We start from the raw sequence: 23934 nt of genomic DNA on the forward strand, positions 1-23934 counted from the left end.
CGGGTCAACGTCATCTGAAAGTCATTCCCAAGCCATTGCGGCGGGGTGTTCGCTGGTCACCGTGCAACTACGTCGAGTGATCGACGGCGCGATCGATCCTGCGGGCCGCGACAGACCGCGCAAGGCCCTTACGTCGCAGAACGCCTAGCCGAACCTTTCCACTGACGAGGATTCCCATGTCTGACAGCGCGTTTCCGGCCCGGTCGACCGCCGTCAGCCACCGCCGACGGCGGTCGCTGCGGACCGATGCCTCCACGTTGCACCACGTCCGTCGTGCCGTGATCCTGCCGGTGCTGCTTCTCGCGGCGCTGCTGGGCGTGGCCTTCGCCGTCTGGTCGATGGGGGCGTTGCCTCCCGGCTGGTTACTGGTCGGGCTGCTCGGTGGGGTGGTCGGCGTCGCGCTGGTCACGGCCCGCGGAGTGCATATCGCCGCCGACGCCGCCGAGACAGCGGCGGAAGAACGGCGTGCAGCGGTACTGGCGGCCGTCACGGGGGCCTCGGCGGCCGTCGAGAAGTCGGTAGTGTGGTCGGCGGACGAGCTGTGCCGAGGGGCACGACCGCCGCTGCCAGATGTGGCGACCCTGCCACCGGCCCGTCCGAACGCCGAGGTCGACACCGTGTTGGGTGGGCTCCAGGCGCACGTCGTTGCCTCGCTGATACGCGTGCACGACGAGTCCCAGTCCGTGGTGCTTCTCGAAGTGCTGCGCGGCCTGGCCATGCGGGAGCACGGCTTGGTCGGGAAGGCCCTGGCGGCGCTGACCGAGCTGGAAATGCTGACCGACGACCCGGAGTTGTTGTCGAAGGTCTTCGAAATCGATCACCTCGTGACGCGGGTGCGTCGTCAGGTGGAGAGCACGGCGGTGCTGGGCGGCCGGTCCCTGCGCAGCGTGCGCCGACCGGTTCCCGTCGCGACCGCGCTGCGGGGTGCGGTCTCCGAGGTGGTGCAGTACCCGCGTGTGGTGGTTGCGGCCGGTTCCGTAGGCGCGGAGCTGGGTCTTCCGGGACATGTGGGTCCGGATCTGACGCACCTGGTGGCCGAGCTGATCGAGAACGCCTGCGAGTGCTCCGACCCGGCGAATCGGGTATGGGTGCGCGCGCAGCGAGTGCCGAACGGGCTGGCGATCGAGGTCGAGGACCGGGCCATCCCGATGCGTCCGCAGACCCGCGCGCAGATGAATCATCTTCTCCAGGCCCCCGACGAGGTCGACGTCAGCGGCCAGGTGCGTGCCGGGCAGCTCGGCTTGCTGGTCGCCGCGAAGATCGCCCAGACGCACGGGCTGTCGGTTCTCCTGCAGGAGAACGTGACGGGCGGCACCACCGCTCTGGTGGTCGTTCCGGACCGGCTCCTGGTCGCGATTACTCCCGTCGATGAGACGCAGGCCCATCGCCCGACGATCGGCCCCGCCGCATCACCGTCGACGCAGCCCGCCGTGACGACGGCTGGCCAGGTGAGCCACCCGGTCATCGGGCTACCGGCGGCAGGAGAATCGCAGCGCTCTGTCCCTGCGCCCGCTCTCCCCCGGCGTACACGTCTAGCTGGCGCATTCAGTCCGCCACACGAGCGAGAGCGGCCCCCCGCGACTGCGGCGAGGCCGGGACTCGCGGGCGCCTTCCGCGACGGCGTCGAGGCCGGCAGAAGCGCCGCCTCGCCCCCCGCTTCGGCCGGACAGCTCCGGCACTGACGATCCCCCTCACGCGCCCAGTCCCGTGGCTGGCCATGCCGCTGGCCCTTCCCCTTCTGGAGAGACACCCATGAGTACACCCCCTGAGACGAACTCCGCGACGACCAGCGTCTCGTCCGTACCCGCGGCGACCACGAACCATCAGCGGGAGGACATGGCCTGGCTGCTGCGGCAGTTCGTCGCCGATGTCCCGGGCGTCACGCACGCCGTCCTGCTGTCACGGGACGGGCTGCGCCTGCTGGACAGCGAGGTCGACAAGGACTGGGCGGACGAATTGTCGGCCGCCCTCAGCGGAGTGGCCTCCATCGCCTCCAACATCACCGGCCCGAGCCACAAGAAGCGGCCGGCCAGGCAGGTTGTCGTTGAGCGCGATGACTGCCTGTTCTTCGTTCAGAGCGCCGGTCAGAGCGCGGCCTTCGGAAAACACCCCGGCAACGAGCACGGTCTGGTGGACACGGTGCTCGCCGTCATCGCGGCCACCGACGCCGACGCCGGCAACGCCGGGTTCGAGATGGGGAGGCTGGTGCAGAAGTTCGCTCCCTTCATGCAGATCCCCGTCCGAGCCAGCGCCGGTGATGAGGTCCGGTGAGTACCCACGGCGACGCGGCTGAAGGGGCGTTCGTCCGCACCTACGTTCTGACGCGGGGACGCACCAGGCCGCGGCACCGGCTTGGCCTGGACACCGTGCTGGAAGCCGGTCCTGGACGGGCCGGACCGGGCCAGGCTGAGGAAAGCGCGAAGATCCTCTCCCTGTGCGGGGAACACCGACGTTCGGTGACCGAGCTGGCGGGACGACTCGGCCGCCCCGTCACCGTGGTCAAGATCCTCGTCTCCGACCTCCTGGACGCCCATGCGCTCAACGTCGCCGTCACCGATGCCTTTGCCGCCTCCGGGCCAGGTGCCGATGAACGCCCCACTCCGGAGCTACTGACGGCCCTCTCGGTGGCCCTGAAAAGGAGGTGGCCCGATGCCGCCGCATATCCCCAGGCTGGATGAGGTGTCCGTGGTGCCGCAGACTTCGTCCCGACCCGCGGCCGGTGCACCGACCGTGCTGAAGGTCGTGATCGCGGGGGGCTTCGGCGTCGGCAAAACCACCGCCGTGGGCGCCGTCAGCGAGATCACACCGCTGAGCACGGAGGAGTACCTGACCGAGGCGAGCGCGGACGTCGACAGCCTGGCGGGTGTCGAGGCGAAGGAGACCACCACGGTCGCCTTCGACTTCGGCCGCCTCAGCCTGCCTGACGCGCCCGTGCCTCTGGAGCTGTTCCTGTTCGGCACGCCCGGCCAGGACCGGTTCGGCGACCTCTGGTACGACCTCTCTCGCGGAGCCGTCGGCGCCGTCGTCCTGGTCGACACCCGCCGCCTGGAAAGCAGCTTCACCCCCGTCAGCTTCTTCGAAGACATCGGCCTGCCCTTCGTTGTCGCCGCGAACCACTTCGATGGAGCCCACCGCTACCACCCCGAACAGGTCCGCGCCGCGCTCGCACTGGCCCCCTCCGTACCGGTGGTGAGCTGCGACGCCCGCATTCCGGACCATGTCGCCGGCGTCCTGCTGACGCTCGTCAGCCACGCCATGACGAACGCACCGGCAGGCACCGCTCACTCCACATCCGCCACGACTCTCCAGGACGCTTGATGTCATACCAGCCCAACGGCCCCCGCCTCGTACCGCAAACCGCCCCAACGACACAGTCCTTACCGCACCGCGGCGTACGTGGCGGTGCCAACGGACGGTCCGCCATTGCCGGCGCCGCCGCTACGCAGCTCCCGCACGCAACCGCACTGGCACAGCGGGACGAGCTGCTGCAGCGCCTGGGCGTGTCCACCGCCGCCAGCCAGGACTTCGACGATATGGCCCGCGACATGGCCGAGCAGACGGGGTTCCTGTACGGGTTCGTCAATCTGTTCCTGGAGAAGCAGACCTTCGTCGGACTGCATCAGCCACCGCCGGACAGCGGGTACGTCATCGTCGGCCGCACCATGAGCCACGACCACGGCTGGTGCCCGGAGGTCGTGGCGCGCAAGAAGGCCCTCCCCCTGCACGACGTGCACGCCAGCCCGCGCTTCAGCGGCAACCACGTGGTCGACGCAGTCGGGATCCGCTCCTACTTCGGAGCCCCGCTCATCCACCACGACAGCGGCACCGTGCTGGGCACCGTCTGCGTCATCGACCCCGAGAAGCGCCCCCTGCACGAGGCCCGACGGCTCAGAGACATCGTCATCCGCGCCGGCGCACAGGTGATGGACCACATCGCCCCCGCACCCAGCCGCTAGACCGGTTCCACCACCCCCACCCGGGAGCCGCTAGCGATCCCCGGCCGCACCACCGCGCGACCTTCACCCAGGGAGAGGGAGACGACCATGCCCGCCACACCCGCCACACCGCCTCCGGCGCTGCGGCCCTACCTCACCGCCCGCCACGAACTGCTGTGGGCCGAGGCGGACGCCTTCGCGGCCGAGCACATCGCGCCGCGCGCTGTGCGGATGGAAGCCGCTCCGGGCCGGGTGGAACGCAAGGTCGCCGATCTGATGGCCGCGCGGAAATGGTTCGCCATCACCGTCCCCTCGGCCTTCGGGGGTCTGGCCGCAGGCCATGTGGCCAAGACGGTCCTGATCCACCGCATCGCCTGCGTCTCGGCAGCTGCCGCAGCCATCCTGCAAGCCACCCAGATTCCCGTCGGCGCCCTGCTGAACTTCGCCACCGTCGAACAGCAGGCCCGCTGGCTGCCCGGCGTGGCGGACGGATCGCTGCTCCTATCGATCGCGGTCACCGAACCGGCCGTCGGCGGGCACATCGGCGGGATCGAAACCACCGCCGAACGCACCGGCAATCAGTGGATGATCACCGGTACCAAGGCACACATCGGCAACAGCCACCTCGCCGGAGCCCACCTCGTGCTCGCCCGGACCGCCGAGGCGGGCGTGCGGACCTCAAAGGCGCTGACCGCGTTCATGGTCGAATCCGACCGCCCCGGACTCGCCGTCGCCAGCCACCGCCCCGGCCTCGGCCTGCACGGCTTCTCCGTCGGGCACCTCGACCTCGACCACGTCCGCGTACCCGCCGAGAACATCGTCGGCGAGATCGGCCAAGGGCTGAGCGTGGCCCAGAGCAGCAGCATCCTCTACGGCCGGCCCAACCTGGCAGCGGTGAGCCTCGGGATCCACGAAGCAGTCGTGGCCACCACGACCGCTCGCCTCAAGGCACGCCCCCGCTACCGGGGTTCCCTGTCCGACCTGCCGGTCCTTCGGGACCGCATCGGTGACATGGAGGCTCGCCTGCGGGCCGGCCGCATCCTCGCCTACCAGTCCGTGCACCTCCTCGATCAGGGCCTGTCCTGCGATGCCGACCTGATCAATGCGAAGTACCTGGGCCACCAGTGGGCCATGAAGTCGGCCCAGGACGCCATGGAGCTGCACGGCGCCCAGGCCCTGGACCGCGACTACGTCCTCCAGCGCCTGTGGCGCGACATCCAGCACACCTATCCGCCGGCAGGAACCGGTGAGGTCCAGCGAATACGCCTCGCCGACGCCGCGTTCGAGGAGGACCACATCCAGTGGTCCGAACGGCTGGCCGCCGACGTCGCCCGAGCCCAGCCTGACCCCACGGCCGCATGAACCCCCGTGCGCGGCGCCCCGTGGACTCCAGCCGCCGCGCGCGGGCCGGTGCCGCCGGACCCTGTCCCCCGCGGGGACCGGCGGCACCCCTTTCCGAGACCGTCAACCCAGCTGAGAAAGAGACACCCGTGCCCCTGTCCATGACGACCAGCGCACCGATCACACCGCTGAATCCTGCTGAGCATCGTGTCGCTCGACAGCTCGTGGACGGTCTCTCCACCCGGGAGATCGCCGCGAGGAGTGGCCTGTCGATCCATACGGTCCGTGAGTACGTCCGCGTAATCCGGCAGAGCCTCCACTGCCCGCCCCGCTGCAAGCTGCAGGTGGTCGTGCACTTCGTCCTGGCTTCCGGACAGGTCGCCCCGCCCGCAACGGAGCGGCCAGCACCAGTGCTCAACAAGGCACAGGGGTTGCTGCTGAGAGCGGTCGCTGAACACAGCGCTCCCGGCGACGTCGCCCTCGCTGCCAGGATCGCCCCCGTCGGCCTCCGGTCCGCACTCGGCGAACTGCTCGACAAGACGGGTGCCGATGACGTCACCCAGCTCGTCGTCCTGGCCCACGCGTGGGGCCTGCTGGGCACCAGGCCGGCCGACACGGTGGAGAGCGGGGCCGCCCGGTGAACACGTCATCCGCCGCGCCGTTCACCGAGCCGTCGCCCATGCCTCTGGGCCAGCCCGCGTCGGCAACCGTGTACGAGATGCGCACGCTGTCCACGGACGCCGAGCGGGCGGAGGCCGTCGCGCTTGTACAGGACCGTCAACGTTGGCTCTCCGTGCGCGGCCTGCGCGTACCCGCCCGAGCCGACATACCGGCCCTGTTCCGTGACCCGCAGTCCGTGCCGGCCGGGCTGTTCGAGGACGGTCTGCTGCGTGCCTGCATGGTCCCTCAGCGCATGTCCAGCCACGGATGGTGGGACAAAGGCTCGTGTCTCTTCCTGAGCTGCGTCCACACCCTGCCCGGCCAGGGTGACAACACCGTCCAGCTGATCACGCTGTGGGCTTCCGACTTCGCCGCCCGGCTGGGCCTGCCGCTCGTGCGAGCGGAGGTCTTCGCCCGTGATCCTCTTCACGATGATCCGATCGCCCCCTTCCTCCGTCGTGTCATCGACATGGGCTGGAACCTACAAGGAACTGGCATGGGACAGCACGGCGAGCCGGTCGCCCGGCTCGAACTCATCGCCGATCGTCGGCCTGGGCTGAGAGCTCTCATCGGCTGCCAGGTACAAACTCCGCAGCCCGCCCCAGCCTGACAGCACGGCCCACCGACTCCAGGCGCCGCGGCCCAGGCAACTTCACCGGCCCTCCCGTCTGGCAGCAGACCCCGGGGCCCGACCGGGTTCCGGTATCCCCACCGCACCATCCATCACTCCCAGGAGGCATACATGACCGCTATCCAGACCGAGAAGCCGGCCACCCCCGCGCAGGCGGATCTCATGGCACCCGACGACCCGTTCGCGCTCGACATCACCTTCATCGAGGGCACGCCGGCGACCGAGACGGTCCTGATGTGCAGCACCGGCGACACCTGCGGCAGCTCCTGCCCCAGCGCCTGCACCACCTCGTAAGCCGGGACACCCCGGTACCGCGTGCCGGACGGGGACTTCCCCGTCCGGCACGCCCCGCCCGTCACACCAGAATGAGGAGTGCGCTGATGACACGGCAACGGCCCAGACGGTACGAGGGCACAGGACAGGCCATGCTGCGCGCCGCGGTTCACGTCACCGCGCCCGCGATGCCGCCCTGGCCGGCGTCCACAGCGCCTGCCGAGGTGTGGCGCGCGTGGCTCAGTGCGGTGTGGTCGGATACCGCTTTTCGAGGCGCCGTGTCGCATGCGAGTCCTCACTTGGCCGAGCAGGTGCAGGCCATCATCACGGGCCGCACGCCGAAGGTGCGCCGGATGCGCCGGGCGGCGCTGGCCACCGCCCGCTACGCGATCCGTCACACCCACCGATCAACCCCTTTCGGCCTGTTCGCCGGAGTCGCGCAACTCGACTTCGGCCAGTCCGGGGCCGTCCGGTTCGGGGCTGAGCACCAGGTCGTTACCCGGCCCGACCCCGTCCGTCTCGACGAGATGCTGAGCGCTTGGGAGAGCGATGCCGGGCGCATGGCCGACGCCGAAGTCTGCGTCAACCCCCTTGTCCGGACGGTCGACCAGCAGGTCTACGTGCCATCCGAAGGCGATGCCGAGTTCCGGCTTGCCCTCGGCCCCGCGCTGCGTCTCGTCCTCGATTTGGCCCGAACACCCATCGCGTACTGCCAGTTGGCCGACAAGCTCAGCGCGGAGTTCCCCGCCTTGAGCAGCGTGGAGCGCGACAGGTTTCTGGGCGAACTGCTAGGGGTCCGGCTGCTGCGCTCCTCGCTGCGCGCCCCCGCGACCATCACCAACCCAGCAGACGTCTTACCGCCTGCGGTGAGTGCCCGGACGACGGACCTGATGACAGCTGGCGACCTGCGGCTGGATGCCGATGTGCGACTGCCCGTGCAGGTGCTGGCCGAGGCGGAGACGGCAGCGACCGTCCTGGCCCGTCTGGTAACCCATCCGAACGGGACACCGGCCTGGCGTCGGTGGACCGAGCAGTTCACCGAGCGCTACGGGGAGAACACCACGGTGCCGGTGGAGACGGCCACAGATCCCGGCCACGGCATAGGCTTCCCGGCAGGGTTCGTCACGGCGAGCGAACCGCCCCGGCCGATGTCCCGGCGGGACCGCCTGCTGCTGGAGCTGGCCGGTAGCGCCGCCGCCGAGGGCCGTCACAGCCTTGCGCTGACCGGGGCGATGATCGAGGAACTGGAAGCTGCGGCGGACGGCGAGTCCCAAGGGCCGGCGCCCCACCTCGAACTGGCCGCCCAAGTGCACTCCGCATCCGTTCAGGCCCTGGCCCGGGGCGACTTCCGGCTGCGCGTCCTGACCGTGTCCCGCTCGGCAGGATCGATGACCGGCCGGTTCTGGCACCTGTTTCCCGGCACCGAGACGGCGTACGCGAAACTTCCCACGGTCGATCCGGAGGCGGAACTCGCGCAGCTGTCCTTCCACGCCGGGCGGGTGCCAGCGGACCTGCTCACGCGCGCGCCGCAGGCACTGCCCCGCGTCGTGAGCGTCGGTGAATTCCGCCGCCCAGCTCCGCACGTCCTGTTCCCCCGCGACCTGTCGGTCACCGTCACCGGGGGCAGCGCGCGACTGGTGGAGTCCGCGACGGGCAAGCCACTGGAGTTGCTGGCCCCCACCGCCATCAACTTCCTGTGGAACAACTACACCCCGCCGATGGCCCGCTTCCTCGGCGAGATCAGCAGGGCCGCCTCCCCGCAGGTGACCTGGTTCGACTGGGGCGCCGCTTGGGCCCTGCCCTTCACTCCGGCCCTCACCTACCGGCGTACCGTCCTCACCGCCGCCCGGTGGAAGATCCGCAGCCGTACGCTTCCCCACCGCACCGCACCACTCCATGAATGGGCGGACCAACTGCGCTTCTGGCGAGCGCGATTCAGGGTGCCGGAGCGAGTCCTGCTCGCCGAGGACGACCAACAGCTCCCGCTCGACCTGTCCCACGACGTCGACCTGGACCTCCTGCGCGCGCACCTGGACGCCAGCCCCTTCGGTATCGCCACCCTGCACGAGGCGCCCCCGGCCGACGCCGACGGGTGGATCGGCGGCCGGGCCCACAGCATCGTCGTCCCTCTGGCCAGGCGCTCATGACCACGACGACGGTGCCCCGTACGCAGGACCTGTCCGAGGGAGCCCTGGGGATGGCCCTGCTCGACATCGAGCGCCGCGACCTATCCACAGCACGCCGCCACCTCGCCCAGGCCACCGCCCGGGGGGTCAGCACGGGCAGCAACGCCAGCCTCTTCCACGGCGCACCCGCCCTGGAGTTCGTCCTGACCCGCGCCCACGGGGCCGGGGACAATGTCCGGACGGCTGTCGACCGCGTCGTGGACGCCCGACTCGCCGCCGCCCAGCACCGTCAGGCGGCCGACGAGCTGCCCCACCTCGCCGAGTGGGACCTCATCCGCGGCCTGACCGGGCTTGCCGCCCTGCTGCTCTCCCGCCAACCTCCCGCTCCCCGGCTGCCCGACGTGCTCGCCTGCCTCGTCGCACTCGCCCACCCCACCCGGGGTAGCGGCCGACTGCTGCCCGGATGGTGGTCGGCGCTCGGCCCGGACGGGAAAGAGATGCCCGGCGGGCACGGCAACAACGGCATGGCCCACGGCATCGCCGGGCCCCTGGCCGTGCTCTCCCTCGCCCTGCGCGAAGGAGTAACCGTCCCCGGTCAGGAAGAAGCCGTCGGCACGATCGCAACCTGGCTCGACCGGCACGGCACCCACTACTGGTCCACCGCAGCCCACCTGGATGCCGAGCAACCGCCCGCACCGCCAGAACCGGCCCGCCAGTCCTGGTGCTACGGCCAGCCCGGCATCGCGCGCGCCCAGCAGCTCGCCGCGCTCGCCCTCGGCGACCCCGCCCGCCGCCGCACAGCCGAGGACACCGTCGAGACCATCCTGACCGACCCGCTGCGCCTCGCCCGTATCACCGACGCCACGCTCTGCCACGGCTGGGCCGGCCTGCTGACGCTCACCCGCGCGGTCGCCGCCGACAGCCCCGCCCCCGCACGTTTCAACCCAATCATCCAGGACCTGCACCGACAGCTCGCCACCAGTTGGGAACACCTGCCCAAAACAGGCTTCATGGAGGGCCGCGCCGGAGCCCAACTCGCCCTGCACACCACCGACACCACCGGCTGGAGCCGCGCCCTCCTGCTCACCTGACCCCCGAACCCGAACCCTGCAAGGAGCTTCCAACCGATGACCTTCCACGACGAGAACCTGCCGATCCCTGCGGAACGGTCCTGGTGGCACGCATCCGTGGCCTTCCCCACCCCGCACAGCGGCGCCGCCCGAACGTTGGCGACCGCGCTGGCTGGACAGCGCTTCCACTTTCTACGCAAGGACGCAGGCGTGCGCCTGCGCACCGAACAGCCCGTCACCGGCCTCCTGGACCAGCTCGTCGCTGACCGCGTGCTCACCGGCTGGACGGGCGGGATCTACGAGCCGGAGACTCATGCCTTCGGCGGTCCGGAAGGCATGGCGGTCGCCCACGACGTGTTCTGCGCCGACAGCCCGGCCGCGCTCGCCGAGACGGGTACCTCCGGAGCCCGCGAGCGCACCGTGATGCTGCTGTCCGCCATGATCCGCGCTGCCGGGCTGGACCCGTTCGAAGCTGGCGACGTCCACGCCCGATGGGCTGCCCTGCGGCCACCCGTCGCCCCGCCGCACGGGCCCGCCCTGGACACAGCCCTCTCCGCGATGCGGCGGCTGATGAACGCGGACGCCGCCCTGCGCCCCGACGCGGAAGCGGGCTGGACCGAGCGCGTCGCCGCGTTCGAGGACGCCGGCCGCCGCCTGCGCCTGCTCGCCGACGACGGCCGGCTGATACGCGGAATCCGGGGCGTCCTCGCCCACCACGCGATCTTCGCCTTCAATCGCGCGGGCATACCTGCCGAAACGCAGGCCGCCACCGCGTGGCTCGGCCGTCACGTCGCCTTCTCCACCGGAGAAGGCGACGTGTCTACCCGCAAGTCCGCTCCGGCGGAACCTAGCCTCCCTCGAATGGAGACAACCGTGACATCCGCAACCGACCCCCACCAGTACCGCGAAGCCCTCGCCCAGCGGCTCGTCGACAGCGGCCACCTGCACAGCCAGACGGCCATCGACGCCTTCCGCACCACCGACCGCCACGCCTTCCTGCCCGACGTCGACCTGGAGAGCGCGTACAAGGAGGACGCGGTCCCGATCAAGCACGACGACCACGGCGAGATGATCTCCTGCATCTCCGCGCCGTCCATCGTCGCCACCCAGCTCGAACAGCTCGGCGCCCAGCCCGGCCACAAGGTCCTGGAAGCCGGAGCCGCCACCGGCTACAACGCCGCCCTCCTCGGCAAGATCGTCTCCCCCGGCGGGCAGGTGTGGACCCTCGACGTCGACCAGGACCTCGTCGCCGGGGCGGGCAAACACCTCGCCGACGCCGGCATCGACAACGCCACCGCGGTGATGGCCGACGGCGCGGCCGGGCTGCCCGAGCACGCGCCGTACGACCGGATCATCTTCACCGTCGGCGCCGGCGACGTCCCCGTGAAGATCCTCGACCAGCTCGCCCCCGGCGGGCGCCTGGTCCTGCCGATGCGGATCCGCGGCAGCATCTCCCGCAGCTTCGCCTTTGAACGCGACGGAGAGACGTGGAAGACCGTCTCCTGCGAGATGGCCACCTTCATCCCGCTGCGCAAGGGCGTCTGCGACGACGTGTACACCCTCGTGCCGATGGCCGGGGAGGGCAACGTGCGTCTGGAGACGTTCAGCGAGCAGGATGTCGACCGCGACGCCCTGCGCACCGTTCTCGACCAGCAGCAGACCAAGCTCTACACCGGAGTGAAGTTCCGCCAAGGCTTCGCCTGGGAGTGGCTGTACCTGTACCTGGCCTGCGTGCTGCCCAACGGCCTCTCCCGGCTGCCGGGGCAGCGCCCCGGGTTCACCCCGCACTTTGGCTGGGGCTCCATGGCCGCCCTTGACGGCGGATCACTCGCGTACCTGACGATCCGCGAAGGCGAGGACAACGAGGGACGGTACTGGGAGATCGGCGTGATCGGTCACGGCGAGGTGGGTACCGACCTGGCCGAGCGCGTCGTCGACGAGATCCGCGCCTGGGACGCGACCGGTGGCAACGGCGCCCCCGAACCCGGCTTCCGGATGGCCGTAGCCGACTCCCGTGACCGGCTGGCGTCCAGCGACCCTCGCTTCGTCGTCGACAAGCCCTACAGCCGACTGGTCGTCGACTGGGCGCGCAAGGGCTGAACCGATGATCCCCGCGATAGCCAGCCGCATCCCCCTGGTCCGCCGCACCAAGGCGCCCGCGCTCCCCCTCCGGGAGCGCATCAACCACCTCACCGGGCTGACCGTCGCGCCCGCAGGTGCGAGCCACCACGACCTGGTGGCCCGCGCCTGCGGGGTCCTCAACTACGCCGCACTGATCGCCTCCGACGTCGGCTTACCCGGTCTGGCCGAGGATCTGTGCTGGCAGCAGCACCAGGTCTTCGCCGACGCCGGACGGCTCGACGGACAGATCGCCGTCATGTCGCTGATGCCGCTGGTCAACCTTTCCCGATTGCAGACCCGCGCTGGCCACGGTGAGTCCGCCTACAGGTTGCTGCACCGCCTCAACGAAGCAGCTCGGCACCGGACCAAGACCGACGTAGACGGCCGTACCGTCGACCTCTCGGCCCTGACCGGTACGGACGAGGACCACCGCACGGTCTGCCACGAGCTGTACATCGCCCTGCTCGTCGACGGCGCCCGCGCCCTCGCTCAGAGCAGCCGCTGGACCGAGGCCGCCGACGCCATGGCACGGCACCGCGGCATCGGCAACCGCCTCCTCGACGGCCGCCAGATCAAGATCATGGCCCTCATGGAGCAGGACCTGGACCAGCAGGCCCGCGACCTGATCGACACCACCCAGCCCACCGAGCCGTGGGAGAACCACGTCGCCGAACTCCTGCGCACCCACTGCCGCCCCGACCCGGCACACCTTCCGCCCGCCGACCTCGACCGAGCCCAGCGTTCAGCCGCCGCGCTCCTCACCGACCCCGAACCCTCGTACGCAGCGTTCCAGACCCGGGCGGGCCTGGCCGCTCTCGATATCGACGGCAGCGGGCCGCACACCGACTCGCTCGCCTCCGCTCTTGCCGCCGCGGCACGCCTCGACGCCTACGCCGCCCGGGAGGTCCTGGGCCACCCCGTCGCCGCCACCGGGTTGGACGAGGAGGCGAAAGACGTACTGAACGCGGTGACCGCCGCAGCCGGACTGGGATCCGGCGCCCTGTCCGCCGACCACCACGAGGCTCTGGCGTGCGCAGTCGATCACGCCGAGACCCAGCTGGGACTGCTGCTGCAGGCCGAACCGGCAGCCGGATAGGAGGCGTGGACCCGGCTGGCTCGCCGGCCGTCACCGGTGATGCGGCGGGCATCGGCGTTTCGGCCATTTCCCGCCCGCAGCCGCACCAAGCCAGTCCAGGGATCTCGCGCCCACGGGGTCACCGGGCGCAGGAGATAACTGGCTCCGCAGCACGACCGAATGACGTGCGTTCGATATCGCGGCCGGGTCGTTAGACCTCACGACTCTGCCGACGCGACCGTCCTAGGGGGAACGATGACCTCGGCCATCACGCAGGACCAGCCGCCGCGACCGGAGAAGGGAACCGCGCCGGACGACGAAACCCAAGGGGCCGGTGTTCGAGAGGAGGAATACCTCTTCCGCGACGAATCCCGGCTCCAGGCCGGCTCTCTGCTGACCTCCCGCACCATGGCGCGACGTCTGCCCTCGCTCGTACGGCGCTCGATCCAGATGGCCTGGCACGTGGATCGCGGAGCGACCGTCGGACTGCTGGTGTGTCAGACCGCGACCGGCGTCCTCGCCGCCCTCGGCCTCCTTGCTGTCACCGGCACCATCAACGCCCTTATCTCGTCCGGTGACATCACGCAGCGGCTCTGGGACGCCGCCCCGCAGCTGGCCGTGATCGCCGGAGCGGCCGGTCTGCGTGCGCTGCTGGGCATCACCGTGGTCTGGCTCACCGGCCGGCTGCGCCCGGTGCTCGGCCGGGCCGCGGAGCTGACGATGATCGAGGCCGCACTCGGCGCCGAACTGGCCGCGAACAACTTGCCCGGCTACAACGACGCGTACGACATCGCCGACCGCGGCGCGCAGGTCACTCCAGACCTCGTCGAAGAAGCACAGGACGTCCTCGCGGCGACTGCCACCCTCGCCGCCGGGGCAACCGTCCTGACCGTCCTGCACCCGCTGCTGTTGCCCCTTCTCTTCCTCGCCTGCCTGCCGCAGGCCGCGGCCTACGTGCGCTCCGCCCGCGTGATCTACCTCGCCGGACTGGAGACCTCGGGCCGACGCCGGATGCTGGGCAAACTGCGCTGGCACATGGCCTATCAGGAGTCCAGCGAGGAGATGCGCGCCTGCCTTGCCGGCCCGTTCCTGATTGCCCGCTACCGGCGGCTGGCCGCCTCGGTCAACGCCGCCGAGCGCACGGCCGCGAACACCGGTGCCTGGATGGGACTGACCGGGGCTGCGGCCGGCGGAGTCGCCTCGATCGCGGTGTGGGCGGCGCTGCTGTGGCTCCTGGCCTCGGGGCGGATGGACCTGGCTGCGGGCGGCGGCGCCGTCTTCGCCCTGCAGACCGCCACCGGCTCGGTGCGCGGCATCATCAGCGGCGGGGCCCGCCTGGTGCGCACCGGCTGGTATGTGCAGGACTGGCAGAACTTCCTCGACAACGCCCACGGCCAGGCCATGACCGACTCACGGGGCACCTCACCCGTGACCGCACCCCCGGAGCGCTTCGAGGTCCGCGACGTCACCTACCGCTACGACGGTGCCCCCAAGGACAGTCTGAGCAACGTCTCCCTGCACGTGAAGCGCGGGGAGATCGTGGCGCTCGTCGGGGAGAACGGCTCGGGCAAGACGACCCTGTCGCGCCTGCTGTGCGGACTGCTGCTACCCACCCAAGGCGACGTGGCCTGGGATCACAACTCCACTGCGGAACTCGACCCGTGGGGATCGTGGGAGCACGTTGCGCTGGTGCCGCAGAAGTTCACGTACCTACCGCTGACGATGCGCGACAACATCACCTTCGGCCAAGGCGACACCAGCGACGCGGCCCTCCTCGCCGCATGCGAGGCGTCCGGCGCCGCGGAGATGCTTCCCGGGCTCCGCTCGGGCCTCAACACCCTCCTGACCAGCGAGTGGTTCGGCGGCCAGCAGCTCTCCGGCGGACAGTGGCAGCGCCTGGTCCTCACCCGCGCATTCCACCGGCAGGCGTCGCTGCTCGTTATGGACGAACCCACGGCGGCCCTCGACGCCCGCGCCGAGCACCGGATCTTCACCGGCCTGCGCGAACTGGCCAAGGACCGAGCCATCCTCCTGATCACCCACCGCCTCACCAACGTCGCCGTCGCCGACCGGATCGTGGTCCTGGACGAAGGGCGCATCGTCCAGGAAGGAACCTACGCCCAGCTCACCCAGCAGCCCGGCCTGTTCCAAACCCTGTGGGCACTGCAGCGCCGGATGAGTGGCGACACCTCCTGACGCTGCCGCGCCCCTCCGCGCTCCCGGCCACAGACCGGCCCGATCTTGTGCTCCCTACCCCACCGCCTCAGCGCTCCCGGAAGGAATGCGGTGACGACTTCGCCCACCACCGACGTCAGCGACGCGAGCGAGCTACGCCACCAGCTCGTCGAGCAGCTCCAGACCGCCAAACACATCCGCTCCGCCGCTGTCGAGCGCGCCTTCCGCACCGTGCCCCGACACACCTTCGCCCCCAAGACCGCCGTGGAAGCGGCGTACGCCAACGACATCGTCGCCACCCGTCGCCGCGACGACGGCACCATTACCAGCTCCATCTCCGCACCCTGGCTGCAAGCCGACATGCTCGAAGCCGCCCGCCTCCAACCCGGCCACCACGTTCTGGAGATCGGCTCCGGCGGATACAACGCCGCCCTGATCGCCGAACTCGTCGGTCCGGCCGGCCACGTCACCACCCTCGACATCGACCCCTCCGTGACCGAGAGGGCGACCTGCTTCCTGGCCGAAGCTGGGTACGGCGCCGTCGACGTGGTTACCGCGGACGCCGAGCATCTGCCCGACGAGGTCGTGCCCGCGGGCGGATTCGACGCCATCATCGTCACCGTCGACACCTGGGACCTGCCCTGGATCGACGCCCTGGCCGAAGGCGGCCGACTCCTCGCGCCGCTGCGCCTGCACGGCTACCACTGGGCCATCGGCTTCACCAAGGCGAAAGGGGTCCTGCACAGCGACGAGCCGCTCGTCGTCTGCGGCTTCGTCGCCATGCAGGGTGACGGCGCCTGGAATCGCAACCGCCGCACCGTCCCCGGCACCGGAGTCCACCTCTCCTGGGAAGACGGCACCCCACTGCCCGTGGACCAACTCACCCCTGCCCTCACCGGGGATCCGACCGTCACCCGCACCGGCGTCACCGTCGGGGGCCAAGAGCCCTTCGACCTCCTCCAGCTCTACCTCGCCGGCGCACTGCCCGGCTTCTGCCGCCTGGAAGCTGACCCCGACAGCGACCACCCCCTGCTCAACCCACCGCCCCCGCACTGGCCCGCCGCCGCGATCGTCCGCGAAGCCTCCCTCGCCCGGCTGACGCATCAGCGCATCAATGACGGGGACGACGGCAAGGGCCGGTACGAGTTCGTCGTCCACGGGTACGGCGACCACGGTCACCGCGCCGCGCAAGAGATGGCGGAGCACATCGAGATCTGGCAGCGCCACCACCGCAGCGCCCGCTGCCCCCTCATCACCGCCCGCCCGGCAGCAGACCATGTTCCGGCGGGACCGGTCCACGCCCCGCACATGTTCGCCAAGAAGCACACCCACATCACCGTGGACTGGCCGACCTCGCCCGTCACAACCGCCCGCGAACCAGAGAGGGCCAATGCCTCGGCCCTGATCTACAACGACCGCGGCCAGTACCTGCTCCACCTCCGCGACTACTTCCCCGGCCAGATCTGGGAACCGGGCATGTGGTCCCTGCTGGGCGGCGGCCGAGAGCCCCAGGACACCACCCTGGACCACACCGTACGGCGGGAACTTAGCGAGGAAGCCGGCCTCGACCTCGCCGACCTGACCCCGTTCGGCACCGAGTACGCCACCGACGACGCCGGCGCGACCGTCCCCATCGCCATCTACACCGGCCGCTGGAACGGCGACCCACGAGAACTGCAGCTGACCGAGGGGGTGATGCTCGCCTGGTTCGCACCCGGCGACCTCCACCGCCTGCGCATCGCGGACACCACCAGCGAACTCGTACGCCGCCACGCCGCCAGCCTCCCGACGACGCGAAACGAACCCGCATCCGAGGAGGGACGCCGGACCTCGCCGCACGGCACGGTTCTCAACGTCGTCGGCGTCCACCTCTACCTGGAACGGCCCGACGGCGGCGTGCTGCTCGGGCTGCGCCACCCCAGCAGCGCCTTCGCGCCGTCCACGTGGCATGCCCTGGCCGGACACTGCCAGCAGGAGAACGCCATCGCCTGCCTGATCAGGGAGGCCCGGGAGGAAGCCGGCTTGCGCATCGAGCGCCAGGACGTCGAACTCGTCCACGTCGTTCACCACATCGACCATGCCGGGGACCGGCCCCGCCTGGGCCTGTTCTTCCGCGCGCGCATCTGGCGCGGCGAGCCGGAGCTGCGCGAGCCGGACAAGTGCACCCAGTGGAAGTTCTGGGATCCCGCCGCCCTTCCCGACGACCTCGTCCCGTACACCCGCACGGCCATCGAAGGCATCCAGAACGGCGAGCTGTACAGCGAAACCGGCTGGCCCGCATGACCGCCACACCGACCAGCGCGCCCCGTCACGTGCCCGCCGCGACGGCGACCGGACGTCCCGACACCCGCCTCGTAGTGATCCGCGGAAACTCGGCCTCGGGCAAATCGAGCGTCGCCCAGGGCCTACGCGATCACTACGGCCGGGGTATCGCCATCGTCGGGCAGGACGTGATCCGCCGAAACGTCCTGCGCGAGCACGACACGACAGGCGGCACCAACATCACCCTGCTCGGCAGGATCGCCCGCCACGCCCTGGACGCCGGCTTCCACGTCGTACTCGAAGGAATCCTGTACGCCGACCGCTACAGCCACATGATCACGTCCCTGGTCCGCGACCACCGCGGCATCTCGGCCTGCTACTACCTGGACGTACCCCTGGACGCGACGCTGGCCCGGCACGCCTCGAAGGCCGACGCCGCGTACCTGGAACAGGTCACCGACAGACACCTCACCTCTTGGTACCGCGTGTTGGACCTTCTGCCCGGCCAGCTAGAGACCGTGGTCCCGGCCGACAGCGCCCTGGAGGACACCGTTGCCCGGATCGTGCGCGAATCCGATCTGACCGCTGCCACCCCCGCCCAGCCGCCGCAGGCCAAGCCACCACAGGGAGACTCCATGCACCTGGTGCTGATGTCCGATCCGCACGTCGCGGCGATCCCGGTGCGCGAGTGCGGAGAGCCACTCGTCGACGTACGCGACAACGACTTCCGCGTCGACCCCCGCAAACAAGACCCACAGGGCGCGTTCGCCCACGTCAGAGAAGGCGTCCTCGCCCGGCTGACGCAGGCCCGCTCCCTCCTACCCGCCGGCATCGACCTGCTGTTCATCGAGGGCTACCGGCCGCTCGCGCTCCAGCAGCGCTACTTCACCCAATACCGTGACCAATTGGCTGCCGCCCACCACGACTGGACGCCCAAGCAGCTGCACGAGGCCACCAGCCAGTACGTCTCACCGCCGGACATCGCGCCGCACTCCGCAGGCGCGGCCGTGGACGTGACCCTCGTCGACCAGGACGGCCACGAACTCGACCTTGGCACCCGCGTCAACGCCTCACCGGAGGAGAGCGACGGGGCTTGCTTCACGCACGCCCCGAATCTCAGCGACCACGCACAGCGCCACCGCACGGTGCTGCTCAACGCTATGGAGGGCGCGGGTTTTACGAACTATGGGACCGAGTTCTGGCACTTCTCGGCGGGCGACCGGTACGACGCGCTGATGCGGCAGGAGCCGCACGCGCGCTACGGACCGATCGAACTGCCCTGATCCGCCGTGCGTTGCGGTGACCGGATGCCGGACAACCCGGTCTTCGCTCCGCCTGCCTAAGCACCCCAAGCACATCTATCACAACGCAGTAGAGGATCCGACATGACCATCATTGGCGTTGCCCAACGCGAAGGAACGGCAGGTTCGATCGCGGATGCTACGGCCAGCTACAGGTCCGCCAGTACCGCACACACAGCCGTGGCTCTGATCGACGGCTCAGGTCATGACGACGATGTGGTCCGACTGGCTCCGATGCTGGCGGAGACGGCCGCCCGCGTCGGAGCAGTTCGTGGCCCCCTTGCAGGTCTATTGTCGGCTGGAGCACTGGTGCACGATCCGGGTCCGATTCCGTCGGGCCCGGACGCGGTGGGTGTCCTCTACGTCAGGCGACCGGACGAACGCGGGTACGTGGTGTGGGTGGGAGACTGTCGCGCCTATCACTGGGACGGCAAAGTGCTCCAGCAGATGACCACCGACCACACCCTCGCGGCCTATCTTTCGCGGGCAGCCGGGGAGGCAGGGAACGTGCCCGTGACGGCGTTGTCCGATTTCGTCGGCATCAAGCTGGGCCAGGCTGTACCGGCGACCGTGCCGTTCGTCTCGGTACGAGCCGCTGGGACCTTGCTCCTCACCACCGACGGGGTCCATGACCAGGCACCGCACGAAGTGATTGAGGCTCTGGTCCGAGAACACGCCAACGACCCGCAGACCTTGGCCAACGCGCTTGTGGCAGCCGCCCACTCGAACTCGGCCGGCTACCGCGACGATGCGACGGCCGTCGTCGTCAGGTGATCTGTCAGCGCCCGTGCGTCGGAGCTTAGGTGTCCGTGGCCAGGTCGAGTACGTCGGCGACGGCGTCCAGAGCAGCCCGCCACGGGTAGGTGGCGGAGTTCCCCTGGCCCGGCATGTTCGGGATAAAGCCGCCTTCTCCGTACAACGCCCGAACCCCAGCTCCCTGGAGGGTGGCGATCGACCGCTCGAACTGCGGATGGGCGACGTATGCCCTGTTCACGCAAGGCATCATCGCCATGGGGATGCCCTTGCCGATACCTTCCGCGACCACTCCGACGAGCCACTTGTCGGTGATCCCTAGCGCCCACTGGTTGATCGTGGTGAACGTCGCTGGTGCGACAACGATCGCATCCGCCTTCGGCCACACGTCCGGCTGGCCGGGCATCCGGTAGTCCCAGCGAACCGGGCGACCGGTAAGGACGGCCAGCGCGTCGAGAGAATCTCTGAGCCAGCGGGCGGCCGTGGGTGTGAGTCCGAGGCACACCTCCCAGCCGTCGGCCTGCGCTTCCTCGATGACGCGGGCAACGTCAAACACTGGCGGAGCCGCGCTGCCGAACAGGTACAGGGTCGGTTTGGTCATGCCGCCCATCCGACCACAGCCGAGGCGCCATCGAGGCGGCGGCCGGGGAACCGGCGGTCCGAGGCAGCGGACAGCGCGTACCGTACGAAGGACGGGTCGGAGACGGGAGACCGCGGTGCCGAAGCAGAGCGGCGATCACACCGGTACGCGGATCCAGGAGCAGCGGAGGCTGGCGAGGCTGACACAACGGGTCTTAGCTGACCGGATTCCGTACTCGTACAGCTGGCTGACCCAGGTGGAGTGCGGGGCTCGACCGGCATCCGTGGACTTCACCGCGGCGGTCGCGCGGGCGCTACGGATCGACGTCACCGTGCTGACGGGGCAGCCGTACGTGACGCAGCTGCAGGAGGACCGGCTGGCGGAGCTGGTTCGGCCGATCCGTGAGGCCATGGACCTGTACGACCTCGGCGATGATCCGCTGGTCACCACGCGGACGGTCGCCGAACTCATCGCTGCTGCGGAGGAGTTGTGCGCCCGTGTTCGGGCTACTCGTCTACATGCGGCGGCAGCAGCGCTACCGGACTTGATCACGGAGCTGACCGCCCTGTGCTGGCGGGCGCCGACGACGGAACTCTGGCAGGCACTGGCATCCGCCTACCGCACCGCACACGACATCACCGTGAAGCTCGGGTTCTACGGCCTCGCAACGGTTGCGCTCGACCGGCTCGGCTGGGCCGCGGAGCGGGCTGGGGATCCATGTCTGGCGGCCATGAGGCAGTATTTCCGGGGGTTGGTGTATTTCCGCGAAGGCGAGTACAGCATCGGCTTGCGCCTGGTCCGCTCCGGCCGCGGCCTGCTCGGCTCGGACGGATCGAGCCGAGCAGCCCTCACCGTTGCCGGCCAACTCCACCTCGGAGGATCGGTACTGGCCGCCCGGGCAGGGGAGGCGGGCCTGGCCGCTGAACACATCGCGCAGGCACGTGAGCATGCCGGGCGGGTCGGCGACGCCAGCCGAGTGCATTGGTTGAACTTCAGCTCGACGAATGTCGCCCTGCACGAGATGAGCGTGGCGATGGAGATGCGCCGTTACGACGAGGCCCTTCGGCAGGCCAAGGCGATCCGGCTGCCGGCAACGGTTGCGACATCCCGTCGCGCGCACTTCTACATCGACCGCGCGCGCGTGGAGTTGGAGCTGGGCCGGGGCGAAGCGTCCCTGAAATCGATGGTGGCGGCACGGCGGTCGGCACCGGAACAGACCCGGTATCACCCTGGGGCCCGGGAGACGATCCGCGGGCTCGTTCACCTTTCCCGCCGGGCTCCAGAGCCACTGCGGGCGATGGCGACCTGGATCGGCATGTAAGTCCGCTAGCTCTTTCTCAAGTGAAAGAGTTTCCGGGGTTTCCGGCGGTCACGATGACGGCGTGAGCTCTGACACGGACCTGCCGAAGGAACTGCTGCACGGGCTGTCGCGCGAAGGAGTCGAGCAGGCCCTCGCGGCGATGGCGCCCCACGGCGGACCACCCGACGCGGAGGGCCGCGTGCAGCGGGGGGTGCTGGGTTCGCGGGGTCTGCAACTCCACTCAGATCGCACCGTGAGAGCGAGACGCCGCGGCGTCGACCGCAGAGGCGCTGCCCTTGTACGCACGCATGGCGCTCAACGGCGCCTTTCACGGCGTCATGGCCCGCTATCGGCTGCCGAATTGCGCGGCGGCCGTGGCGTACACAATGCGGCAAGGGCTCATCTGATGCCCCAGGCAGAGGGCCGCAGCACCGAATCCGGCACCCGCAAGGAGATGAGCAGCGCGGTGGACGCCAGGGCATCCACCGCCAGTCAGCGAATCCGACGTGCGGTGAGTCCGAGGCTGGCCGCAACGCCCGACGTACACCACGACCCGCAAGGGTTGAGCTCGCTGAGCACGACCGACCTCCCACTTTTCGAGGCTGCGGTATGAGCCGGAATCAACGGCCGAACTCATTGCCTGATCGGGTGGCCACAGAGCTACGCGCCCGAATCACCGATGGCCGTTGGCCGCCGGGCCGCGTGCTTACATACGCAGATATCCAGCAGCTGTACGGAGTCAGTCGCGAGACGGTGGCTGCAGCCCTTACGAGGCTGCGCGATGCAGGACTGGTGGAAACCCGACGCATGGGCACCCGACCCAGGGTCGCGGGAAAGAGTTGGCCCGCTGCCACAGGGACCTCGATTCAGGACGAGATCACAGCCCACGTTCGAGACCAGGTGAATCGCGGCGTCTACGGCCCCGGTGATCGCATCCCATCCCTGGAGGCACTCGCCGCCGAACACTCCGTTTCCGTGGCGACAGTCCGAAGATCGCTTTCCCCCTTGCTCGACGAGGGCGTCTTGATCACTATCCGGCCGCGCGGCACGTTTGTGGCAAACAGTCCCGCCGACGTAGATTGAGCAGCCGCTGCGCCGCTCTCCTATGGGCGCCACGCGCGTGTACGGGAACCGTCCGTTACGTAAGGCCGTAGAACGCCCGCCCCGTTATGGGGCCTCGTCTCCGGGTGGATTGGGCGCGTACTGAGGTGGCGAGCCCTCTGCATCCCCCCGGGCACACAGAGTGGCATTATGCGCGTTACGTCACATTCGGTTCATAACGTTCGCTATATGACGCAAACTGACGATATGGACATAGCCGCATCGAGTGGACTTTCGATACCGGACCTTGCCGCCCATCTGATGCGAACGGCGCCCACGGAGGAGCTGCAGCCGCCGGTCACACTCGGCACCCGCCCGGCGCAACCCCTGGTGCGATCGGGCACCGAGAGGCTTCGGCAGGCGATTCACGCGGTGAGCGAGAGCCTCGGCCCGCCGACGCTTTACGGCGGGAGCGCCGTCGGGCCTACGATTCGCTGGCGGACGCCATCACACACCGTGATCCTTGATTCACCCGATGCCGCAGAGGGTGGTCTGCAGCTCTCGGTGCGCCGGACCGAGGCCCTGGAGCTGTCCGAGGCCGCAAGCTTCCGGCACGCCACGGGGTGCGACACTGCGGACCTGCCCTTTCTGTGGCAGTGGCAGCCGATCCCGACCGCACCCCCTCCGCCCTCCGTACCCGTCGCACACGACTGGACGAGCCTGCGAGCTTCCCTCGAAGCCCTGCTCCGCGCCTGGTGTGAGCAGCTCGAAGCGCAGCTGGGCCAGGACGACGCCGGCTTCGACATCGTGGTCGACACGGAGGGCAAGCCGCGGCGGCTGGTGGTTTTGGTCAGCCCCGCAGACAGCCTGACGGTGCTTGTCGATGACCGGGACGGCGCAGACAGCGACGATCACCATGCCGAGATGACCGGCCGAGGGTGGCAGGACTTCATACCCCTGCATCGTTGGTGGGGTGCCTACTTCGAGCGCACATCGGCGGGGGCCGCCGCAGCAGCCGAGCTGATCGGCACGGAGCTACGGGCGCGTGGAGCCCAGACCCCTCACGACCTGCGCCTGGCAGACGTCGGAGCTGGCGAGGGCCACGGACTCCTGACCCTCCCGGCCCTCGGGATCACCCCCGCCCTCCCACGGTAAGAGCGCTGCAGCACAAGTGGATGAGCTACACCCCCGCGGAACTGACTAGCCGTCACCACATCCCGATGGATTACTGATTGCCTCGCCCGATTCCCCGGGTTGATCGTCGAGTGCTGCGGCCAACCCCGCATCGCG

The 23934-nt window shown here is 69.8% G+C and carries 21 protein-coding genes; 20 read left to right on the forward strand and 1 reads right to left on the reverse strand.

From position 1 onward, the window contains the following. Positions 1–176: 176 nt before the first annotated feature. The 17 genes from IE264_RS24525 to IE264_RS24605 all read left to right on the forward strand — a co-directional run bounded on the left by IE264_RS24525 (position 177) and on the right by IE264_RS24605 (position 19744). Positions 177–1682, forward strand: a complete 1506-nt coding sequence (locus IE264_RS24525; protein WP_078657386.1) for an ATP-binding protein — start codon at positions 177–179, stop codon at positions 1680–1682. Between the two features lie 70 nt (positions 1683–1752). Beyond that, positions 1753–2271 (forward strand): roadblock/LC7 domain-containing protein, encoded by a 519-nt coding sequence (locus IE264_RS24530; protein ID WP_032755226.1) that lies wholly within the window; start codon positions 1753–1755, stop codon positions 2269–2271. Beyond that, complete coding sequence (locus IE264_RS24535; RefSeq protein ID WP_032755224.1) at positions 2268–2678, forward strand: DUF742 domain-containing protein; 411 nt, start codon at positions 2268–2270, stop codon at positions 2676–2678. Before IE264_RS24530 ends, IE264_RS24535 begins: the two co-directional genes overlap by 4 nt. 7 nt (positions 2679–2685) lie before the next feature. After that, positions 2686–3318, forward strand: a complete 633-nt coding sequence (locus tag IE264_RS24540; protein WP_229887748.1) for a GTP-binding protein — start codon at positions 2686–2688, stop codon at positions 3316–3318. Continuing rightward, the gene (locus IE264_RS24545; RefSeq protein ID WP_032755223.1) at positions 3318–3956 is read left to right on the forward strand and encodes a GAF domain-containing protein; all 639 of its coding nucleotides are present in this window, start codon (positions 3318–3320) and stop codon (positions 3954–3956) included. Before IE264_RS24540 ends, IE264_RS24545 begins: the two co-directional genes overlap by 1 nt. Before the next feature lie 87 nt (positions 3957–4043). Next, positions 4044–5297 (forward strand): acyl-CoA dehydrogenase family protein, encoded by a 1254-nt coding sequence (locus tag IE264_RS24550; RefSeq protein ID WP_032755221.1) that lies wholly within the window; start codon positions 4044–4046, stop codon positions 5295–5297. A 128-nt stretch (positions 5298–5425) separates the two neighbouring features. Beyond that, complete coding sequence (locus IE264_RS24555; RefSeq protein WP_032755219.1) at positions 5426–5917, forward strand: LuxR C-terminal-related transcriptional regulator; 492 nt, start codon at positions 5426–5428, stop codon at positions 5915–5917. A 77-nt stretch (positions 5918–5994) separates the two neighbouring features. Then, positions 5995–6546 carry a hypothetical protein gene (locus tag IE264_RS24560; protein ID WP_308428524.1) on the forward strand — a complete coding sequence of 184 codons (552 nt, stop codon included), beginning with the start codon at positions 5995–5997 and terminating at the stop codon, positions 6544–6546. A 132-nt stretch (positions 6547–6678) separates the two neighbouring features. Beyond that, positions 6679–6861, forward strand: coding sequence for an FxLD family lanthipeptide (locus IE264_RS24565; RefSeq protein WP_032755217.1), 183 nt, complete (start codon positions 6679–6681; stop codon positions 6859–6861). Between the two features lie 167 nt (positions 6862–7028). Continuing rightward, positions 7029–8987 (forward strand): lantibiotic dehydratase family protein, encoded by a 1959-nt coding sequence (locus tag IE264_RS24570; protein ID WP_267884101.1) that lies wholly within the window; start codon positions 7029–7031, stop codon positions 8985–8987. Then, on the forward strand, positions 8984–10057 hold the full coding sequence (locus IE264_RS24575; protein ID WP_032755215.1) for a lanthionine synthetase C family protein: 1074 nt from the start codon (positions 8984–8986) through the stop codon (positions 10055–10057). Before IE264_RS24570 ends, IE264_RS24575 begins: the two co-directional genes overlap by 4 nt. Positions 10058–10093: 36 nt before the next feature. Further along, positions 10094–12136 carry a methyltransferase, FxLD system gene (gene fxlM, locus IE264_RS24580; RefSeq protein ID WP_032755214.1) on the forward strand — a complete coding sequence of 681 codons (2043 nt, stop codon included), beginning with the start codon at positions 10094–10096 and terminating at the stop codon, positions 12134–12136. A 4-nt stretch (positions 12137–12140) separates the two neighbouring features. Further along, a complete protein-coding gene (locus IE264_RS24585; RefSeq protein WP_032755212.1) occupies positions 12141–13253 on the forward strand; it encodes a hypothetical protein in 1113 nt (370 codons plus the stop codon). A gap of 234 nt (positions 13254–13487) precedes the next feature. Next, positions 13488–15428: an ATP-binding cassette domain-containing protein gene (locus IE264_RS24590; protein WP_032755210.1), complete on the forward strand. Its 1941-nt coding sequence runs from the start codon at positions 13488–13490 to the stop codon at positions 15426–15428. 90 nt (positions 15429–15518) lie between these two features. Beyond that, positions 15519–17690 carry a methyltransferase, FxLD system gene (fxlM, locus tag IE264_RS24595; RefSeq protein WP_158706512.1) on the forward strand — a complete coding sequence of 724 codons (2172 nt, stop codon included), beginning with the start codon at positions 15519–15521 and terminating at the stop codon, positions 17688–17690. Beyond that, positions 17687–18952: a M15 family metallopeptidase gene (locus IE264_RS24600; RefSeq protein WP_190167695.1), complete on the forward strand. Its 1266-nt coding sequence runs from the start codon at positions 17687–17689 to the stop codon at positions 18950–18952. The genes fxlM (IE264_RS24595) and IE264_RS24600 overlap by 4 nt, the downstream gene beginning before the upstream one ends. A 102-nt stretch (positions 18953–19054) precedes the next feature. Then, positions 19055–19744, forward strand: coding sequence for a PP2C family protein-serine/threonine phosphatase (locus IE264_RS24605; RefSeq protein ID WP_032755208.1), 690 nt, complete (start codon positions 19055–19057; stop codon positions 19742–19744). A 25-nt stretch (positions 19745–19769) separates the two neighbouring features. Here IE264_RS24605 and IE264_RS24610 read toward each other — a convergent pair whose 3' ends face one another. Then, on the reverse strand, positions 19770–20324 hold the full coding sequence (locus tag IE264_RS24610; protein WP_032755704.1) for a flavoprotein: 555 nt from the start codon (positions 20322–20324) through the stop codon (positions 19770–19772). Positions 20325–20439: 115 nt separating this feature from the next. On the opposite strand from IE264_RS24610, the gene IE264_RS24615 reads away from it, so the two are divergent. The 3 genes from IE264_RS24615 to IE264_RS24625 all read left to right on the forward strand — a co-directional run bounded on the left by IE264_RS24615 (position 20440) and on the right by IE264_RS24625 (position 23799). Then, positions 20440–21624 (forward strand): helix-turn-helix domain-containing protein, encoded by a 1185-nt coding sequence (locus IE264_RS24615; protein ID WP_032755206.1) that lies wholly within the window; start codon positions 20440–20442, stop codon positions 21622–21624. 588 nt (positions 21625–22212) lie between these two features. Continuing rightward, on the forward strand, positions 22213–22686 hold the full coding sequence (locus tag IE264_RS38725) for a GntR family transcriptional regulator (RefSeq protein ID WP_078657382.1): 474 nt from the start codon (positions 22213–22215) through the stop codon (positions 22684–22686). Positions 22687–22893: 207 nt separating this feature from the next. Further along, positions 22894–23799: a hypothetical protein gene (locus tag IE264_RS24625; RefSeq protein ID WP_158706510.1), complete on the forward strand. Its 906-nt coding sequence runs from the start codon at positions 22894–22896 to the stop codon at positions 23797–23799. Positions 23800–23934: the final 135 nt, after the last annotated feature.

This window comes from Streptomyces microflavus (assembly GCF_014650075.1).
Taxonomy (GTDB): Bacteria; Actinomycetota; Actinomycetes; order Streptomycetales; family Streptomycetaceae; genus Streptomyces; species Streptomyces microflavus.

Bases quoted from the DNA above. Each gene is read 5' to 3' on its own strand.
- IE264_RS24565 (WP_032755217.1), top strand. From the start codon at position 6,679: ATGACCGCTATCCAGACCGAGAAGCCGGCCACCCCCGCGCAGGCGGAT.
- IE264_RS24530 (WP_032755226.1), top strand. From the start codon at position 1,753: ATGAGTACACCCCCTGAGACGAACTCCGCGACGACCAGCGTCTCGTCC.
- IE264_RS24590 (WP_032755210.1), top strand. From the start codon at position 13,488: ATGACCTCGGCCATCACGCAGGACCAGCCGCCGCGACCGGAGAAGGGA.
- IE264_RS24625 (WP_158706510.1), top strand. From the start codon at position 22,894: ATGACGCAAACTGACGATATGGACATAGCCGCATCGAGTGGACTTTCG.
- fxlM (WP_032755214.1), top strand. From the start codon at position 10,094: ATGACCTTCCACGACGAGAACCTGCCGATCCCTGCGGAACGGTCCTGG.
- IE264_RS24570 (WP_267884101.1), top strand. From the start codon at position 7,029: ATGCCGCCCTGGCCGGCGTCCACAGCGCCTGCCGAGGTGTGGCGCGCG.
- IE264_RS24605 (WP_032755208.1), top strand. From the start codon at position 19,055: ATGACCATCATTGGCGTTGCCCAACGCGAAGGAACGGCAGGTTCGATC.
- IE264_RS24575 (WP_032755215.1), top strand. From the start codon at position 8,984: ATGACCACGACGACGGTGCCCCGTACGCAGGACCTGTCCGAGGGAGCC.
- IE264_RS24600 (WP_190167695.1), top strand. From the start codon at position 17,687: ATGACCGCCACACCGACCAGCGCGCCCCGTCACGTGCCCGCCGCGACG.
- IE264_RS24560 (WP_308428524.1), top strand. From the start codon at position 5,995: ATGCGCACGCTGTCCACGGACGCCGAGCGGGCGGAGGCCGTCGCGCTT.
- IE264_RS24545 (WP_032755223.1), top strand. From the start codon at position 3,318: ATGTCATACCAGCCCAACGGCCCCCGCCTCGTACCGCAAACCGCCCCA.
- IE264_RS24585 (WP_032755212.1), top strand. From the start codon at position 12,141: ATGATCCCCGCGATAGCCAGCCGCATCCCCCTGGTCCGCCGCACCAAG.
- IE264_RS24525 (WP_078657386.1), top strand. From the start codon at position 177: ATGTCTGACAGCGCGTTTCCGGCCCGGTCGACCGCCGTCAGCCACCGC.
- IE264_RS38725 (WP_078657382.1), top strand. From the start codon at position 22,213: ATGAGCCGGAATCAACGGCCGAACTCATTGCCTGATCGGGTGGCCACA.
- IE264_RS24610 (WP_032755704.1), bottom strand. From the start codon at position 20,324: ATGACCAAACCGACCCTGTACCTGTTCGGCAGCGCGGCTCCGCCAGTG.
- IE264_RS24550 (WP_032755221.1), top strand. From the start codon at position 4,044: ATGCCCGCCACACCCGCCACACCGCCTCCGGCGCTGCGGCCCTACCTC.